At 70.4% G+C, this 16,467-nt stretch carries 17 protein-coding genes, 1 tRNA gene and 1 pseudogene; 14 read left to right on the top strand and 5 right to left on the bottom strand.

All coding sequences use genetic code 11. From position 1 onward, the window contains the following. Positions 1–48: 48 nt before the first annotated feature. Both EFK10_RS11330 and EFK10_RS11320 read left to right on the top strand, forming a co-directional pair. Entirely contained in the window at positions 49–555 is a 507-nt protein-coding gene (locus EFK10_RS11330) for an FMN-binding protein (protein ID WP_127355590.1), read from the top strand. Between the two features lie 147 nt (positions 556–702). Next, the gene (locus tag EFK10_RS11320; RefSeq protein WP_164835934.1) at positions 703–1,605 is read left to right on the top strand and encodes an LppU/SCO3897 family protein; all 903 of its coding nucleotides are present in this window, start codon (positions 703–705) and stop codon (positions 1,603–1,605) included. 10 nt (positions 1,606–1,615) lie between these two features. Here EFK10_RS11320 and EFK10_RS11315 read toward each other — a convergent pair whose 3' ends face one another. Beyond that, a complete protein-coding gene (locus EFK10_RS11315) occupies positions 1,616–2,404 on the bottom strand; it encodes an oxidoreductase (RefSeq protein ID WP_127355587.1) in 789 nt (262 codons plus the stop codon). 12 nt (positions 2,405–2,416) lie between these two features. Beyond that, positions 2,417–2,752: a hemerythrin domain-containing protein gene (locus EFK10_RS47270; protein WP_164835933.1), complete on the bottom strand. Its 336-nt coding sequence runs from the start codon at positions 2,750–2,752 to the stop codon at positions 2,417–2,419. Positions 2,753–2,761: 9 nt separating this feature from the next. Here EFK10_RS47270 and EFK10_RS11305 point away from each other — a divergent pair, with 9 nt between their 5' ends. Next, the gene (locus EFK10_RS11305) at positions 2,762–3,772 is read left to right on the top strand and encodes a hypothetical protein (RefSeq protein WP_206305408.1); all 1,011 of its coding nucleotides are present in this window, start codon (positions 2,762–2,764) and stop codon (positions 3,770–3,772) included. Positions 3,773–3,787: 15 nt separating this feature from the next. Here the strand turns inward: EFK10_RS11305 and EFK10_RS11300 are convergent, their stop codons facing one another. Continuing rightward, the gene (locus tag EFK10_RS11300; RefSeq protein ID WP_127355585.1) at positions 3,788–5,458 is read right to left on the bottom strand and encodes an ATP-binding SpoIIE family protein phosphatase; all 1,671 of its coding nucleotides are present in this window, start codon (positions 5,456–5,458) and stop codon (positions 3,788–3,790) included. Positions 5,459–5,665: 207 nt separating this feature from the next. Here EFK10_RS11300 and EFK10_RS11295 point away from each other — a divergent pair, with 207 nt between their 5' ends. The 11 genes from EFK10_RS11295 to EFK10_RS11245 all read left to right on the top strand — a co-directional run bounded on the left by EFK10_RS11295 (position 5,666) and on the right by EFK10_RS11245 (position 16,020). Continuing rightward, entirely contained in the window at positions 5,666–6,337 is a 672-nt protein-coding gene (locus tag EFK10_RS11295) for a LuxR C-terminal-related transcriptional regulator (RefSeq protein ID WP_127355584.1), read from the top strand. Positions 6,338–6,342: 5 nt separating this feature from the next. After that, positions 6,343–7,428: a sensor histidine kinase gene (locus EFK10_RS11290; protein ID WP_127355583.1), complete on the top strand. Its 1,086-nt coding sequence runs from the start codon at positions 6,343–6,345 to the stop codon at positions 7,426–7,428. A 33-nt stretch (positions 7,429–7,461) separates the two neighbouring features. Next, the gene (locus EFK10_RS11285) at positions 7,462–7,995 is read left to right on the top strand and encodes a GNAT family N-acetyltransferase (protein WP_127355582.1); all 534 of its coding nucleotides are present in this window, start codon (positions 7,462–7,464) and stop codon (positions 7,993–7,995) included. A gap of 110 nt (positions 7,996–8,105) precedes the next feature. Next, complete coding sequence (locus EFK10_RS11280) at positions 8,106–9,788, top strand: FAD-dependent oxidoreductase (protein ID WP_127355581.1); 1,683 nt, start codon at positions 8,106–8,108, stop codon at positions 9,786–9,788. Between the two features lie 56 nt (positions 9,789–9,844). Then, positions 9,845–11,320, top strand: a complete 1,476-nt coding sequence (locus EFK10_RS11275) for an ATP-binding protein (RefSeq protein WP_127355650.1) — start codon at positions 9,845–9,847, stop codon at positions 11,318–11,320. After that, positions 11,317–11,667 carry a UBP-type zinc finger domain-containing protein gene (locus tag EFK10_RS11270; RefSeq protein ID WP_127355580.1) on the top strand — a complete coding sequence of 117 codons (351 nt, stop codon included), beginning with the start codon at positions 11,317–11,319 and terminating at the stop codon, positions 11,665–11,667. The genes EFK10_RS11275 and EFK10_RS11270 overlap by 4 nt, the downstream gene beginning before the upstream one ends. Before the next feature lie 289 nt (positions 11,668–11,956). Next, positions 11,957–12,121 (top strand): 50S ribosomal protein L33, encoded by a 165-nt coding sequence (gene rpmG, locus EFK10_RS11265; protein ID WP_127355579.1) that lies wholly within the window; start codon positions 11,957–11,959, stop codon positions 12,119–12,121. 26 nt (positions 12,122–12,147) lie between these two features. Beyond that, a complete protein-coding gene (locus EFK10_RS11260; RefSeq protein WP_127355578.1) occupies positions 12,148–12,399 on the top strand; it encodes a type B 50S ribosomal protein L31 in 252 nt (83 codons plus the stop codon). Between the two features lie 61 nt (positions 12,400–12,460). Beyond that, positions 12,461–12,982, top strand: a complete 522-nt coding sequence (locus EFK10_RS11255; protein ID WP_127355577.1) for a TerD family protein — start codon at positions 12,461–12,463, stop codon at positions 12,980–12,982. A 361-nt stretch (positions 12,983–13,343) separates the two neighbouring features. Then, entirely contained in the window at positions 13,344–15,551 is a 2,208-nt protein-coding gene (locus EFK10_RS11250) for a xanthine dehydrogenase family protein molybdopterin-binding subunit (RefSeq protein WP_127355576.1), read from the top strand. A gap of 10 nt (positions 15,552–15,561) precedes the next feature. Continuing rightward, positions 15,562–16,020, top strand: coding sequence for a (2Fe-2S)-binding protein (locus EFK10_RS11245; protein WP_127355575.1), 459 nt, complete (start codon positions 15,562–15,564; stop codon positions 16,018–16,020). Positions 16,021–16,080: 60 nt separating this feature from the next. Here the strand turns inward: EFK10_RS11245 and EFK10_RS11240 are convergent. Next, positions 16,081–16,320: pseudogene (locus tag EFK10_RS11240) on the bottom strand (phosphorothioated DNA-binding restriction endonuclease); the annotation flags it as partial. Between the two features lie 43 nt (positions 16,321–16,363). Beyond that, a tRNA-Met gene (locus EFK10_RS11235) sits at positions 16,364–16,440 on the bottom strand. Positions 16,441–16,467 lie beyond the last annotated feature (27 nt).

The following is a 16,467-nucleotide window of genomic DNA, read 5'->3' as shown; positions in this document are numbered from 1 at the left end:
CGCCGACTACCGTCACCCGCCGCGTTCCACTGACTTCTGGAGATCTCGATGCGACGTGCACCCATCGTGCTGGCCGCCACCATCCTGGGCACCACGGGTGTCCTCATGTTCAAGCCACGCGAGGCGACCCCCGCCCTGGCTTCCGACACATCCACGAGCCAGCAGGCCACCGTCAAGAAGAGCGGCACTTCGACGGTCGCCACCGGCTCGCCGGTCGACACGCAGTTCGGCACCACACAAGTACAGGTCACCATCAAGAACGGGAAGATCACCGACGTCAAGGCGCTGCAGACCCCGAGCGGCGACCCGCGGTCGGCGCAAATCAGCAGCTACGCCGAACCGACACTCCGGCAAAGTGCGCTCACCAAGCAGAGCGCCGCCATCGACACCGTCAGCGGCGCGACCTTCACCAGCAAGAGCTACGCCGCATCCCTGCAGTCGGCCCTCGACAAGGCCAAGTTCAAGGCCGCCGACGGCTCCACCGCCCCCACCACAGCGCCCACCGAGGACGCGAACGGCGGACGCGGACACGGCGGGCACAGTTACTTCGGCTGAGTCCTTGCGAGGGCCGCGGGCGAGAGCACCCCTGCGCTGCGTCAGTCCGCCCGCGGGCCATCCAAAAGCCACCGCCGGACGGGCCCGGATAGCATGCGTGCGCGCACCACATAAGTACGCTCGTACGCCGCATCTTCGGGGGACAGCATGAGCAATTCCTTTGGCCCGCCGGGCCAGTTCGGCCCATCCGGTCAGCCGCCGGGCCCACCCGGTCCGCAGGGTCCGCAGGGTCCGCCGCAGGGTCCGCAATGGCCGTACGGGCCGCCGCCCGGCGGTCCGCAGCCACCGCGCAAGAGCAATGCGGCGGCCATCCTCATCGTCGGGATCGGCGGCACCCTCGTACTGGCGCTGGTCGCGGTCGTGGGCCTGGGCTTCGTGGCGGGATGGTTCGACTCCAAGGCGGGTGACATAACCTCCGGGTCGCCGTCCGTGCCCAGCTTCAGCAGCACGTACGACAGCACGGGCAGCGGCTCGTACGACGGCCCGACCGTCGACCCGACCATCGCCACCCCGGACCCCACCGCGTCCGTCTTCGCGGCGGTGTCGGCCGGCGACTGCCTCACCGTCTACGACACCGGCTCGGGTGGTTTCGACACGTACGAGTGGAGCACCGACGTCCCGCCGGCCCCGGTGTCCAGCTGCTCCAGCACGAAGGCCCTGGTGAAGGTCACCGAGGTCACCGAGTACACCAGCAGCTGCCCCTCCGGGACGGGACGGGGCACCTGGAGCCATACGTCCGACGGCGACGGCAAGACCACGGTGCTGTGCCTGAGCCGCATCTATCGCAAGAACTACTGCCTGCTCGCCGAGCAGAAGGGCAGCGGCAGCAACGCCAGGATCAGCCTGGGGGACATGACGGGCGTGGACTGCACGGACACGAAGGTCCCGAAGCCGTACAACAAGATCATGCACATCACCGGCATCTACCAGCACTCCGGGAGCATCGTCGCCGGTGATTGCAGTCGCGTCGCCGGCGACACGACCAGGTATTACGCCTGGAAGGTGGACGACGGCAAGAATCTGCTGTGCACCGTGGTCTACGCCGGCTGATCACGCGGCGTCACAAGGTGGTGATCAGCCCGCCGTCGATGACGAAGTCCGCACCGGTGACATTGCCCGTACGCTCCCCCGCGAGCATCAGGACGAGGTCGGCGACCTCCTCCGGGCGGGTGAAGCGGCCCGTCACCGAACCGCCGGCGGCCTGGTCGACCACGTCGCCGGGCTCACCCCCGGCGGCGCTGGCGACGGTCGCGGCGACGCCGTCTGCGCCCAGCCAGAGGTCGGTGGCGACGGGCCCGGGGCTGACGGTGTTGACGCGGATACCGCGCGGGCCGACCTCTTTGGACAGGGACTTGCTGAAGTTGGCGAGGGCGGCCTTGGCGGCGGAGTAGTCGATGACCAGCGGGTCGGGGAGGAAGGAGTTGACCGAGGCGACCGTGACGATGCTGCCGGCGCCGCGCTCCAGCAGGTGCGGCAGCACCGCACGGGTGGCCCGGACGGCGGAGAGGAAGTTGAGGTTCAGCGCCGCCATCCAGTCCTCGTCGGTCACCGACAGGAATCCGCCCAGCCGTGGGCGCACGGCCCCGACGTTGTTGACCAGGATGTCGAGCCCGCCGAACTCGGCCGCCGCCTCGGCGACCAGCTCTGCCGGGCCGTCCACCGTGCCGAGGTCCACCGCCACCGGGTGGACCGGGAACTTCTCGGCGAGCCTGGCCAGCTCCTCGGTGACGTGGCGAGCGCCCGCCGCCACCCGCACCCCCTCCTCGGCCAGCGCCCGCGTGATGGCCAGCCCGATGCCCATGCTCGCGCCGGTGACCACAGCTGCCTTGCCGGAAAGACGGAGCTCCATGGCGGGTTCCTCTCATCGCGGTTCGCGAGCGGAACTCGATCGTAGTTGGGGAAAGAGATGTTCCTCTTCGTACGCGAAGTGTGTCTCCAGCTCGGATGCCGGCCCTTCCAGGTCGGCTCGCAGCTTCTCGGCGTCGGCCGGACCGGCGGCCGTACCGGCGGCCAGATTCGTCAGCAGCTCCTCGATCCCGGTCAGCGCCCGCGCCACCGCCCGGTGCTCCTCGCGGAGCCGGCCGACGACCGGATCCGTCGAACGCCTGGTGCCCACCGGCGTACCGCTGACCTGCACCGCCAAGGCGCCGCCCGCGCACTCGTAATCCCGGTGCGGCCGGGGCCCGGGGCGCGCCACGATGGGGCGATGAGCGAACTCCCCCGGATCGCCCCGGCCGACCGAGTGGATGACGCCCGGCTGGCGCGGGTGCTCCGCGAGGCGGGCGCGCCCGGCGTGCTGGAGGCGCTCGCCGAGCGGCTGTCGCCCACGGATCTGCAGACGCTGCTGCTGGCGGCCTACCGGCGCCGGGCGGCCGCCGTCACCCCGGGCCGGCTGCTGGAGCAGTACGAACGCAACCGCTTCACCGCGCCCTCGGCGCATGCCCCGGCCGACCTGGCACGCCTGGAGGTCCTGGTCCACGAACGGCTGGCCGACCAGGGCTTCGCCGGGGTCGCCCTCTCACCGGTCTGCCCGCTGGGCACCAACTCCGCGGTGGCGACCGTCGGCCAGAACAAGGTGCTGACGACCGTCCGCAACACCGAGGTCGTCGCGGACGCCACCAATGTTCTGGCCCTGGAATGCGCCGTGCGCCGACGGGAGTTGCTGCGAGCCTCCGCCCGCTCGCGGCAGCAGGTCCGGCTGGGCGCGACGCATCGAGTCGTACGCGCCCAGCTCTTCGACGGACCCGGCATGGCGGCGCACTTCCAGCTACTGGCGCTGTGCACGGCCGGGCGCGACGAGGGCTCGTTCCGCTTCGAGACGGCGGCGCTCGCCGGGCAGATCGGTCTCCATCTGGATCTCCTCGACCGTGTCCGCGCGCTCGGTCCGCTGGCCTCGAAGCTGCGGGTCACCGTCACCGATCTGACCGCCGGGCAGCACCGCGCGGCGCTGCGGGAGCGCGTGGTGGACAGCCTCGCCGAAGCTCACCCCGGTACTGCGTTCGGCTTCGACGACGAACGCGCGCGGGGCCGCGGCTACTACACCGGCGCCTGCTTCGAGATCCGCGCCACCACCCCAAGGGGCACCGAACTGAGCCTCGGCGACGGCGGGTTCACCCCGTGGACCGCCGATCTGCTGAGCAACGCCAAGGAGCGCCTGCTGATCAGCGGCCTCGGCCTCGAGCTCCTCTGGGGCCAGTTCCGCGCCACCGCCGGGTGAGCGGCGCCGGCGTCCTCAGCTCGCAATGCACTGCTCGGTCCAGATGGTCTTACCGGAGATGGTGTAGCGAGTCCCTTGGCGCTGGGTGAGCTGGGCGACGATGGACAGACCGCGGCCGCCTTCGTCGCTCACCTGCGGCTCGAGCCGGTGGGCACCTGCGCCGTTGGTGTCGGTGACTTCGCAGATGAGGGTGCGGTCGTCACGGATCAGGCGGAGCTCGATGGGACCGTCGGAGTAGCGAATGGCGTTGGTCACGAGTTCGCTGACGACCAGGGTGGTGGTGTCCGCGAGTTCATCAAGCGTCCATGTCGTCAACTGCCGGCTGGCCCAGGCGCGCGCGACCGCGACCGCGGCAGGATCCTGTGGCAGGGTCCGGGTGGCGACGTCCTGCACCTCCAACCTCCGGGTGCGGGCCAGGAGGAGGACCGACTCGCGGCCTGGGAGCACGTCACGCGTGACGTGCTCGAGAACTCGCGCCAGGTCCGGTCCGGTCCGAGTAAGAGCCCCGCGGAGCCTCTCCGCCGCCGGGCCGGGAGCACCTTGCGACGCGTCGGAACTACCGCTGTACAGAAGCAGAGTGCTGCCCGCGGGTATATCGAACCCGGTGGACTCGAAGGGCCGGCCGTTAGCGTCCCCATCAGTACCCACAGGGCTACGGGTGGCGAGGCGGGGCGCGCTGGTGGTGCCGTCCGGGTGGGCGATCACCAGAGAGGGGCTGCCCGCCCGGGCCGCGGTGCCGTGCCCGGTGACCGGGTCATAGACCACGTACAGGCAGTTGGTGCCTGTCTGCTCCTGGTTGCGGGAACGGCTGCGTAGGGCCGGGTGTTGACGGGCCAGGCGAATCAGCACGTCGTCCAGGTGGGCGAGCAGTCGGTCGGGCGACACGTCGAGAGCCGCGAGTGCGGTGATCGCCGCTCTCAGCTGGGTCATTCGGACCGCGGCGTGCACGCCTCTCCCTTCTGCTGCGCCCACCACCAGGGCCACCCGGGCGCTGGACAGCGGGAGGACGTCGAACCACTGTCCGGCGCAGTCCTCTGCCGGGAGATGGCCTTCGGCTGCCTCGAGTGCGCTGAGCGTCGGGAGCTCCTCAGGCAGTAGGGAACGTTGCGCGGGGCGGGCGGGATCACCCTCCTTGGGGTGGCGGCTGACGGTGTCCAGGCACAGCGCAGCGTGGTCCGCGAGCCGGCCGGCTTCTCGGAGGTCGTCTTCCTCGAAGGGAGCCGAGTCGGCCCGCCGGTAGAGACCGACCACGCCGAGGACCACGCCCCCGACAGCCAGCGGGAGCACGACGAGGGAATGCGCCCCTGCCTCGCGGAGCAGCCAGGCGCGCGTCGTGTCGCGGGCCGGCCATCGGCTGTCCTGGTCCAGGCGGCGAATGAGGCGAGGGCGCAAGTCGGCAAGGCCCTGCCAGGAAGGGGGCGCGGGCAGGACCGAGCTCACTTCGTCTGCGGCATACGTATGCCTGACCTCTCCTCCCCGCGCGCGCAGGTAGGCGGCAGAGCGAAGCCGGATGCCCCTGACCACTTGTCCAGACGTTCGCGCCGAGTCGTCAAACAAAGACTCGACAACGTCAACGGAGGACGCGTCGGCCAGCGTGAGCACCGCAGTCAGAGCAAGGCTCTGAGCGACGCGGAAGAGCCTCTTGGAGGCGATGGTGGCTTCGAGCGCGGCGCGGGGGGAAGTCATGGTTTCGTCCTATATGAGACACGATGAACCGTTTCTTCCGAGCGTGCAGGGTGAGCGACTCCCGAGGCGTCCGCACTGATCCGCAGGTGGGCCGCGTCTTACTCCGCACTGGTTGCGGGGCTTTCCCGCCCGGGCGGCAGCTTTGCCGCGAGGGTGGTGCGGGTTCCCCGCAGCTTATCGAGGTGTCTCGGGCTTTACGGTGGTCTTATGGATGCGGACCGCGTCACCAGTGGTGAGTCAACGCCACAGCTGACCGTGGTACTCGCGGACGACCACCTGGTTGTCCGCGCGGGCATGCGGCTGCTGCTGTCCCAGGACCCGGCGTTCGACATCGTCGCCGAAAGCTCTACGCTTCCCGAGACTTTCCTGGCCGTAAGGCGGCACCATCCGTCCGTGCTGGTCCTGGATCTGGCCATCGCGGGCCAGTCCAGCCTGCGATCGATTCCCGAACTGCTGGAGGCGTCACCTCACACCCGGATTCTGGTCCTCACGATGCAGGGAGATCCTGCGTTCGCGCGCGAGGCGCTGCGGGGCGGCGCCGCAGGCTACCTGTTGAAGGAAGCGGCCGCGGAGGAGCTCCTGGGGGCTGCTCGTCAGGTTGCCGCAGGAGCCACCTATGTCCAGCCCTCCCTGGGCGCCCACCTGGCCGTCGCCGACCTCGCCACCTCCCGCGCAGGAGCCGATGACCTTTTGACGGCGCGCGAGGTGGAGGTGCTGTCCCTGCTCGCTCTGGGCCACACCAACCAAGAAATCGCGGGGCGTTTGCACATATCCGTCAGGACGGTGGAAACGCACCGGGCCAGGATCCGGGACAAGCTCGATGCCGAGACCAAAGCCGACCTGGTCATGGCGGCACGAGAGCGCGGGCTGCTGCCGTGACCATCGTGCCGCGAGCGCGCGCCGGCGCCGTCGTGGAGACTGCGGGCACACTGCTGCTCCTGGCCGCCCTCGCCTTCGAGGTCGCCTACCACTCGCTGCGCACCGAATGCGCGCTCTCCCTCGCCGCCGGCGTCGTCTTCCTGGCGGCTGCAGCCCTGAATACCGAAGCCCGACGGTTCTGGCTGGCGATCATCAGTGGGATCTCGCTCTTGATCGCCGTGACCCTACTGGTCCACATCGTGGACAATCCGCTGGTCAACAGTCTGCACCTCGTGCCTCTCACGCTGATTTCCTGCGCCGCCGCGCTCGGACACCGTTCGGCTCTGCGCCGCCACGGTCTCGAGCGGGAGTGGAGCCAGGCCCGCCGCGACGGCGAAGAACGGGAGCGACGACGCTGGGCCCGTGAGCTGCACGACGACACGCTCCAGGAGCTGGGTGCCGTGCAGATCGTGCTGGCCTCGGCAACTGCCGGCAACCGCCCCGGCGCCATGGAGGCGGCCATCGGCCAGGCCCGGGGCCTTATAAGTAACCAGATCACGTCTCTGCGACACCTGATCACGGAGCTTCGCCCGGCCGCCCTCGACCAACTCGGACTGCGGCCGGCTCTTGAGGCGCTGTGCCGCAGTACATCGGCCACCTTCGGTATCGATGCCGAACTGCGCGTGGGGGCACACTGGGGCCGGTTCGACGCGGAACTGGGGCCCGAGGCACAGGCCCACGTCTACCGCATCGTGCAGGAAGCGGTGACCAACGCGGTCAAGCACGCCAACCCGACACGGATACGCGTCGAACTCGGCAGCGACGACCACACGCTCTTCACGAAGGTCACGGACGACGGCAGCGGGATGACGCACCCTCCCGCCGCGGCCGCCATCTGCTCTCCGCCTCGCGAGACCGCTTCCGGAGGCATGGGCCTGGCGGCGATGCATGAACGCGCTGACCTGCTCAACGCACACCTCACAGTGCACTCCGCACCCCAGGAAGGCACTTCCGTCACGCTGCGGATACCGCGCCACGGCAAGGACACCAGGGACGGCCGCGCCCGCGACGTCATCCGGGGGCTGCTGCGGCGGCGTACGGAGGCCGATTAACGCCCCGGGCCCCGCTTTGGACAGGATGGGGCCATGACCGAGATCCATACCCCCCGCCTCCTGCTGCGCCGCTGGACCGACGACGACCTCGCCCCCCTGGCGGAGATCAACGCGGACCCGGAGGTCATGCGCTGGATCGGCGACGGCTCCGTACGCGACCTGGAGCAGACGGCGGAAGCCATCGAGCGGTGGGAGGACGAGTGGGACGAGGAGGGCTTCGGCCTCTTCGCCGTCGAACTGCTGGCCTCCGGCGAGCTGGCCGGGTTCACCGGCCTGTCCGTGCCCACCTTCTTGCCGGAGGTGCTGCCCGCCGTGGAGATCGGCTGGCGCCTGGGCACCCAGTTCTGGGGCCAGGGGTACGCCTCCGAGGCCGCCCACGCCGCGCTGGAGTTCGCCCTTGAGGACCGCGGCCTCGACCGCGTCGTCAGCATCGCCCGGGTCGGAAATGACGCCTCCGAGAACGTGATGCGCAAGCTCGGCATGACGCCGGAGCGCGTCACCACGCACCCCGTCTACGGCCACCCGCTGCGCGTCCACGCGATCGACCTCACCGAGTACCAGGCGTAGGGCGTCCGACCGCCGCGGACCGCCGAACACCGTCGGCCTGCGAGGCGGGCCCCGGGTGCCTACGATGGGTGGTGCTGTGATCCAGGTGACACCGACGATTCGGGGCGGGGATGCCAGTGACAGAGCCCGGCGGCGCGACACGGACGGTCATCGTGACCGTGGACGACGACCCCGGGGTGTCCCGCGCGGTCGCCCGTGACCTGCGGCGCAGGTACGGCGAGCAGTACCGTGTGGTGCGCGCGGAGGCCGGGGAATCGGCACTCGACGCCCTGCGGCAGATGAAGCTGCGGGGCGACCTGGTCGCGGTGATCCTCGCCGACTACCGCATGCCACGGATGAACGGCCTCGAGTTCCTGGAACAGGCCATGGACATCTACCCCGGCGCGCGGCGGGTCCTGCTCACCGCGTACGCCGACACCGGCGCGGCCATCGAGGCGATCAATGTGATCGACCTCGACCACTACCTGCTCAAGCCGTGGGACCCGCCGGAGGAGAAGCTCTACCCGGTCGTGGACGACCTGCTGCAGACGTGGCTGGCCTCGGACTACCGGCCTACGCCGGCGATCAAGGTCGTCGGGCACCGCTGGTCGGCGCGCTCGTCCGGGGTCCGCGAGTTCCTCGCCCGCAACCAGGTGCCCTACCGCTGGTACGCCTCCGAGGAGCCGGAGGGGCAGCGCCTGCTCGCCGCCGCCGGCGCGGACGGGCTCCGGCTGCCGCTGGTGCTCACGCCGGAGGGAGAGCCGCTGGTGAAGCCGTCCGACCAGGAGCTGGCCACCCGCGTGGGGCTGTCAACGACGCCGTCTGCGGACTTCTACGACCTCATCGTCGTCGGGGGCGGCCCGGCCGGCCTGGGCGCGGCCCTCTACGGCGCCTCCGAGGGGCTGCGTACCGTACTGGTCGAGCGCACCGCGACCGGCGGCCAGGCAGGCCAGAGCTCCCGGATCGAGAACTACCTCGGCTTCCCGGACGGCGTGTCCGGGGCCCAGCTGACCGAGCGCGCCCGCCGCCAGGCCGCCAAGTTCGGCACCGAGCTGCTCACCGCCTGCGAGGTCACCGGCCTGGAGATCAACGGCCCGTCCCGCGCCACTCGGCTCTGGGACGGGTCCGCCATCGCGGCACACACCGTGATCCTGGCGACCGGCGTCTCGTACCGGCAGCTTGACGCGCCCGGCGTGGCCGAGCTGACCGGTCGCGGCATCTTCTACGGCTCCGCGCTGACCGAGGCGACCGCCTGCGAAGGGCAGGACATCTACATCGTCGGCGGGGCGAACTCCGCCGGGCAGGCCGCGGTCTACCTCGCCAAGGGCGCGAAGTCCGTGACGATCCTGGTGCGCGGATCGTCGATCACCGCGTCGATGTCGCACTACCTCATCGAGCAGGTCGCCGGCGTACCCGGCATCTCGGTCCGTACGTCCACCGAGGTGGCCGCCGCGCACGGCGACAAGCACCTGGAAGGGCTCCTGCTGCGCGACACGAAGACCGGGCAGACCGAGCTCGTCGACGCCCAGTGGCTGTTCGTCTTCATCGGCGCCGCCCCGCGGACCGACTGGCTCGAAGGCGTCGTGATGCGCGACAGCCGCGGCTTCGTCATCGCCGGCCCCGACCTGTCCACGGAAGGCCGGCCGCCCGTGGGCTGGGAGCTGGACCGGCCCCCGTACCACCTGGAGACATCCGTCCCCGGGGTCTTCGCCGCGGGCGACGTACGCGCCGAGTCCGCCAAGCGAGTCGCGTCCGCCGTCGGAGAGGGAGCCATGGCCGTCATGCTCGTGCACCGGTATCTGGAGCGGCTGTGACCACGCAGCCGCTGCCACCCGCCCAGCCGTCGCGGGCCCCGCAGACCTCGCAGGCGATGCCGTGCGGCGTGGACGAGCTGCGCTCGCTGTTCCTGTTCGAGAAGCTGTCCGACGAGCAGCTGGTGTGGCTCTGCGGGGAGGGCCGGGTGGAGCTCTTCGGCCCCGGCCAGGTGTACGCCGAGGGCGACGCCGCGACCTGCTTCTACGTACTGCTCGAGGGCACGGTCGTCCTGTCCCGGCGGGTCGGGGAGGACGATGTGGAGGTCAACCGCACCTCCGCCACCGGGGTGTACTCCGGCGCCTTCATGGCCTACCTCGGCGACCGGGTCCCGCAGGTCTACAACAGCTCACTGCGGGTCACGGTGCCGTCGCGCTTCTTCGTTATCTCGGCGGACTCCTTCGCCTGGATGATGCGCGAATGGTTCCCGATGGCCGTGCACATGCTGGAGGGGCTGTTCTTCGGCAACCGGACCACCCAGCAGGCCGTAAGCCAGCGCGAGCGGCTGCTGGCCCTGGGCTCGCTGTCGGCCGGCCTCACCCACGAGCTGAACAACCCCGCCGCCGCCGCGCTGCGCGCCACCTCCGCACTGCGCGAGCGGGTCGCCGGAATGCGTCACAAGCTGGGCATGATCGCGGCCGGGCCCTTCGAGCGCGCCACTCTGGAAACCCTGGTCGGCCTGCAGGAAGGCGCCGCCGAGCAGGTCGCGAAGGCTCCGCCGCTCAGCCCGATGGAGGCGTCCGACCGCGAGGACGCCGTCGGCGACTGGCTCGACGCGCACGGCATCGCCGGCGGCTGGGACCTGGCCCCGACCTTCGTACAGGCGGGGCTGGACATCGACTGGCTGGAGCAGGTCGCGGCGGCGGTGGACGAGGGCACGCTGGAAGGCGCGCTGCGGTGGCTGAACTACACCGTCGAGACCGAGCTGCTGATGAACGAGATCCAGGACTCCACCAGCCGAATCTCGAGCCTCGTCGGCGCCGCCCGCCAGTACTCACAGCTGGACCGCTCGCCCTTCCAGGTCGTCGACGTCCACGAGTTGCTCGACAGCACCCTGCAGATGTTCTCCGGAAAGATCGGTCCGGGCGTCACCATCGTCAAGGAGTACGACCGCACGCTGCCCAGGATCCCCGGCTACCCGAGCGAGCTCAACCAGGTCTGGACGAACCTGATCGACAACGCGGTCTCCGCCATGGAGGGCACCGGCACCCTCACGGTGCGTACCGCCCTGGACAGCGACCGTGACCACGTCCTCGTCGAGTTCGGCGACACCGGGCCGGGCGTGGGCCCCGACATCCGCGAGCGGATCTTCGAGCCCTTCTTCACCACCAAGCCCGTCGGCGAGGGCACCGGCCTCGGGCTCGACATCTCCTGGCGCATCGTGGTCAACAAGCACCACGGCGACCTCCAGGTGGAGTCCGTCCCCGGTGACACCCGTTTCCGCGTACACCTCCCGCTCACTGCCCCGGAGCGCGAGCCTGCGCCCAAGCCTGAGCCCGTGCCCGCGCCTGACCGACAGCAGGAGTCATCATGACCACCATCCCCGGCATCGACCCCGCCGTCCCGCCCAGCGGGAGCGGCTGTGCCGAGTGTGACGCCCGTGGCGGCTGGTGGCTGCACCTGCGCCGCTGCGCCCAGTGCGGCCACATCGGCTGCTGCGACACCTCCCCCGCCCAGCACGCCACGGCCCACGCCGCCGCCACCGGGCACCCCCTCATCCGCAGCTTCGAGCCCGGCGAGACCTGGTACTGGAGCTACCCCGCCAAGGAGTTCGCCGAGACCGGCCCGCCCCTGGCCCCGCCCGAGTCCCACCCCGTTGACCAGCCCGTTCCCGGTCCTGCGGGCCGGGTGCCCGCGAACTGGCGCAGCCTCCTGAACTAGGCCCTGTACGGGCGATCACGAACGGCCCCTTCGCCGCTCCCCCAGCCTGGCGGCTGGGTGGGGGTCCCCCGGCCGAAGGCTGGGGGAGAGAGTGCCCCCAGCGCCTTGCGATGCACCGCACCGGACGACGCCGCTGTGACATCAGCCGCCGGCGCGGCGGGCGCCCGTGATCGCCCGGACCGGGCCGGCGGGAATGCGGGCGGGGGGTATGGCGTTACGGTCACCAGAGACACCGGATGAACATGAATCCCATCCCCAGGGACCGGTGAAACGATCTGGAGGCCCGCCAATGGCACGTAACGACGCCCGCCCCGTCATCACGCTGCGTTCCACCGCCGGAACCGGCCACACGTACGTCACGCGCAAGAACCGGCGCAACGACCCCGACCGCCTCGTGCTGCGCAAGTACGACCCCACCGCGGGCGAGCACGTCCTCTACCGCGAGACGCGCTGACCCCCTCCCCTTGTGAAGGATCCCGCATGAACATTCGTATCCACCCCACCTACCGCCCCGTCGTCTTCCGCGACCGCTCCGCCGGCTTCGCCTTCCTGACCCGCTCGACCGCGGACTCCGCGCAGCACGTCGCGTGGGAGGACGGCAACACCTACCCCGTCATCGACGTGGAGGTCTCCTCCGCCAGCCACCCCTTCTACACCGGCAACTCCCGCGTCATGGACACCGCCGGCCGCGTAGAGAAGTTCCGGCGCCGCTACGGCTCAACTGGGGCTTGACGTCTGCCTGTCGGCGAGATCTGATCATCCGGTCGGCCCAGTTCCACAGAGAGGACGTCCGGTGAGCAGCCTCAACAAGGGAGCCGCCAAAGTCGAAGTGAGGCTCCGCTGGGACCCCAGCCCCCTGGGCGCCCCACCCAGCGACCTCGACATCATCGCCGCCACCTACCGTGCGGCGAGCCCGCACGGTGCGCCGGCGTACCTCGTGCACTTCGACAGCCGCTCCCCCGACGGCACCATCACCCTCAACCGCGACAGCAAGAACGGCAAGGGCCTGGGCGACGACGAGGTCATGACCCTCGAACTTGACCGCCTCTCCCCCGACTACTCCCGCGTCCTCGTCGGCATAGCCATCCAACAACGCGGCGGCCACCTCACCTTCGCCGACATCGCCAACCCCGCCGTCCGCCTCACCGAGGGCTACAACAAGCTCTCCGAGACCGACTTCTCGCCCGTCGCCACCTCCACCGCCGCGACGGTCGCCGAGTTCATTCGCGACGGCTCGAGCGCCTGGCAATTCCGCGCCGTCCTGCGCGGGTTCGACGCCGACCCGGATTCCTTCGCCCGGACGATGGGGGCCTGAGAGCCTGTCGGGTGACCTCTGATCGGGCGGCCACGCCCTGGCACGCACGCTTCCCACGTTGCCGAAATGCCCTAGTAGCTCCGCTACGAGGACATCCTCCCCCAGACTCCGTCCGGGGGGACCCCCAGCGCCTTGGAATCGCACGCACCAGACCGCATCCGCTCTCCGATCGAAGGTCACCCGACAGGCTCTGAGGCGGGCACAGGCACGCCCGGCCGTCACTGCGGTGTCGGCCGATTTCCGTTCGAACGGCCGGCCACGAGTCGATCACGGCGTCGACCGGGGCCTTGCGCTCCGCTTACTCACCGGTAATGATCCCGCCACGGGCGCGCAACGGAGCCGCCCGTGAACGGAGTCCGCCATGGCAGTCGCGAGACGCAGGTTCCTGACCTACCTGGTCGCCGCCCCCACGCTGACCGTAGCCGCTCAGCTCGTGATGGACGCGGTCGCCCCCGCCACCGCCTCTGCGGTGATCCCGACAGCGCCCGCGATCGCGGATCTCGTCGACCTCGGCGACATCCTGATCCTCGCCGGGCTGCCGACCTCGGACATGCTCGTCCTGGCGGTCGGCGAGGACGGCACCGCCACCCTCGGGCTCCCCAGGGAGGAGGTCGGCCAGGGCCTGACCACCGCCATCGCGATGCTGGTCGCGGAGGAACTGGACCTCCCGCTCACCGACGTACGAATCGAACTCGACGACGCCCGCCCCGAGTTGCTGTTCGACCAGCTCACCGGCAGCTCGAACTCCATACGCTCCCTGTACGACCCGGTGCGCCGCGCCGCGGCCGCCGCCCGGGTACGCCTGGTCGCGGCCGCCGCCGCCCGCTGGGGGCTCGCCGCGGGCAAGCTCACCACCGGCAACGGCTCGGTCGTCGCGCCCGACGGACGTACGGCGTCGTACGGATCGCTGTCGGTGGCCGCCGCGGACGCGAGCCTCACCGGCCTGACCGTCACCCTCAAGGCGGAGTCGCAGCACACCCTGGTCGGCACCCCGACCTCGCGCATCGACGCCCGGAAGATAGTCACCGGCCGGCAGGAGTACACCCTCGACCTGGACATCCCCGGCGCCAAGCCCTGCATGGTCCGCCGTCCACCGACGGTCAACGGCACGGTGAAGTCGGTGGCCAACGAGGCCGCGATCCGGGCCATGCCCGGGGTGCTCGACGTCGTCGTCATCCCGACGGGCGTGGCGGTCGTCGCCGAGACCTTCGGCCAGGCCCTCGCCGGTAAGGATGCCCTGGAGGTCGCCTGGGGCCCCGGCACCATCGACGGCCTCTCGGACGACGGCATCCGTACGAAGCTGAAGGCCGCGGCCCCTTCCTTCTCCTTCCTGGCGCTGACCAAGCACATCGACGCCGAATTCGACTTCGCCTTCGTCAGCCACGCGCCGCTGGAGACCAACTCGGCGGTCGCCGACGTACGTTCCGACCACGCCACCATCTGGTCCGGCCTGAAGTCCCCGATCGTCGCCCAGCAGACCATCGCCGCCGAACTCGGGCTGCCCGAGGACAAGGTCACCGTCCACGTCGTCCAGGCCGGCGGCTCCTTCGGGCGGCGGCTCTTCTTCGACGCGGCGCTGGAAGCCGCCCAGGTCTCCAAGGCCTCGGGCCGGCCCATCCGCCTCATGTGGTCCCGCATCGACGACATGCGCCACGGCCGCATGCGCCCCGCCACCCACCACAAGCTCCGTGCGACCTACGCACTCGGCCAGGTCCTCACCTTCGAGCACCGCGTCGCCGCCGTCGAGACCGACTTCCGCCACGGCCTCGGCGAGATCCTCACCGCGATGGCCGCCAAGCTCCCCACCGGACTCGGCAACGAGACCATCGCCCAGACCCTCTTCCTCACCACCGTCAAGTCCCCCTACAACTTCGGCGTCACCACCCAGACCCTCACCGAAGTCCCCCTCACCATGCACACCGGCTCCTGGCGGTCCGTCTACTCCGCGAACGCGCGCGGCGCCGAAGAGATCCTCGTCGACGAACTCGCCACCGCCTTCGGCAAGGACCCCCTCTCCTTCCGCCGCACCTTCCTCAAGTCCGACGCCCAGCGCGCCGTCCTCGACAAGGCCGCCGCCGCCGGCAACTGGGGCCGCACCATGCCGCCCGGCCACGCCCAGGGCATCGCCTTCCACGAGGAGTACAAGTCCCGTACCGCCTGCCTCGTCGAGATCGACGCCACCGACCCCAAGGCCCCCCGCGTCACCAAGGCCGTCGTCGCCGTCGACGTCGGCCGCCCCATCAACCCACGCGGCCTGGAAGCCCAGATGCTCGGCGGCCTCACCGACGCCATCTCCACCACCCTGCGCGCCGGCCTCCACATCGACAAGGGCCTGCCGCTGGAGGGCAGCTACTCCCAGTTCCACTACGCCCGCCAGAAGAACTCCCCCACCGACGTCCAGGTCATCGTCCTGCCCCCTGCGGCTGACGCCGAGCCCGGCGGCGCCGGCGAACTCGGCGTCCCCGCCGCCGTCGGCGCCATCGCCAACGCCTACGCCCGCGCCACGGGCACCCACCCCCGCACCTTCCCCATCAACTTCGACGTCGACTTCACCCCCTTCCCCCGCTGAGGAGTCCTTCGTGCCCTCCCACACCTTCTCCGTCAACGGGAAATCCGTCACCGTCGACGCCCCCTCCGACCTCCCCCTCCTCTGGGTCCTCCGCGACCTCCTCGGCATCCGCGGCCCCAAATACGGCTGCGGCATCGACGTCTGCAAAGCCTGCACCAGCCACCTCGACGGCGCCGCCATCAACCCCTGCGTCGTCCCCGTCTCCGAAGCCGCCGGCCACGAAATCACCACCATCGAAGGCCTCGCCAACGGCGACACCCTCCACCCCGTCCAAGAAGCCTGGCTCGACGTGGACGTCCCCCAATGCGGCTACTGCCAGCCCGGCCAGATCATGGCCGCCGCCGCCCTCCTCAAGACCACCAGCACCCCCACCGACGCCGACATCGACGCCATAGCCAACGTCTGCCGCTGCGGCACGTACGTCCGCATCCGCGAGGCCATCAAGGCAGCGGCCGAGAAGATGGCCTGACCGCGGAGGTGAGGTCGGGCCCAGAAAGAGGGCCTAAAGTGCTTCGGAGCCTGACGCCAACTACGCGGCGTGCGCACCCGGCCGCTTGAAGACCTGCAACCCGTGCCAGACGACGAAATCGGGATCGACGGCTGGCCGCCCAGGCCGGGGCGCAGCCAGCGGCTGTCCGTGCAGGGCATCCACGGTCTGTCCCGCCTTGCTGCGGGCCACGTACATCTGGGAGACCTGGATCCGGAGATCCGGCATCAGGCCGAGGACCCCGAGATCAAAGAGCGCGTGATGCAGGGAACACAGCGCCAGGCGCGTCCCGTCCAAGCGCGTCGCCATCCCGGTCCCCCGGCTTTGGTGGCGGGGGCGGGATTTGAACCCGCGACCTTTGGATTATGAGCCCAACGTGCTGCCGAACTGCACCACCCCGCGTCGGTAGTGCCAACGATAGAGACGATG

Source organism: Streptomyces soli, assembly GCF_003999195.1.
Lineage (GTDB): Bacteria > Actinomycetota > Actinomycetes > Streptomycetales > Streptomycetaceae > Actinacidiphila > Actinacidiphila soli.
Note: the sequence above shows the minus strand (reverse complement) of the source record. Positions and strands in the feature narration are given on the sequence as shown.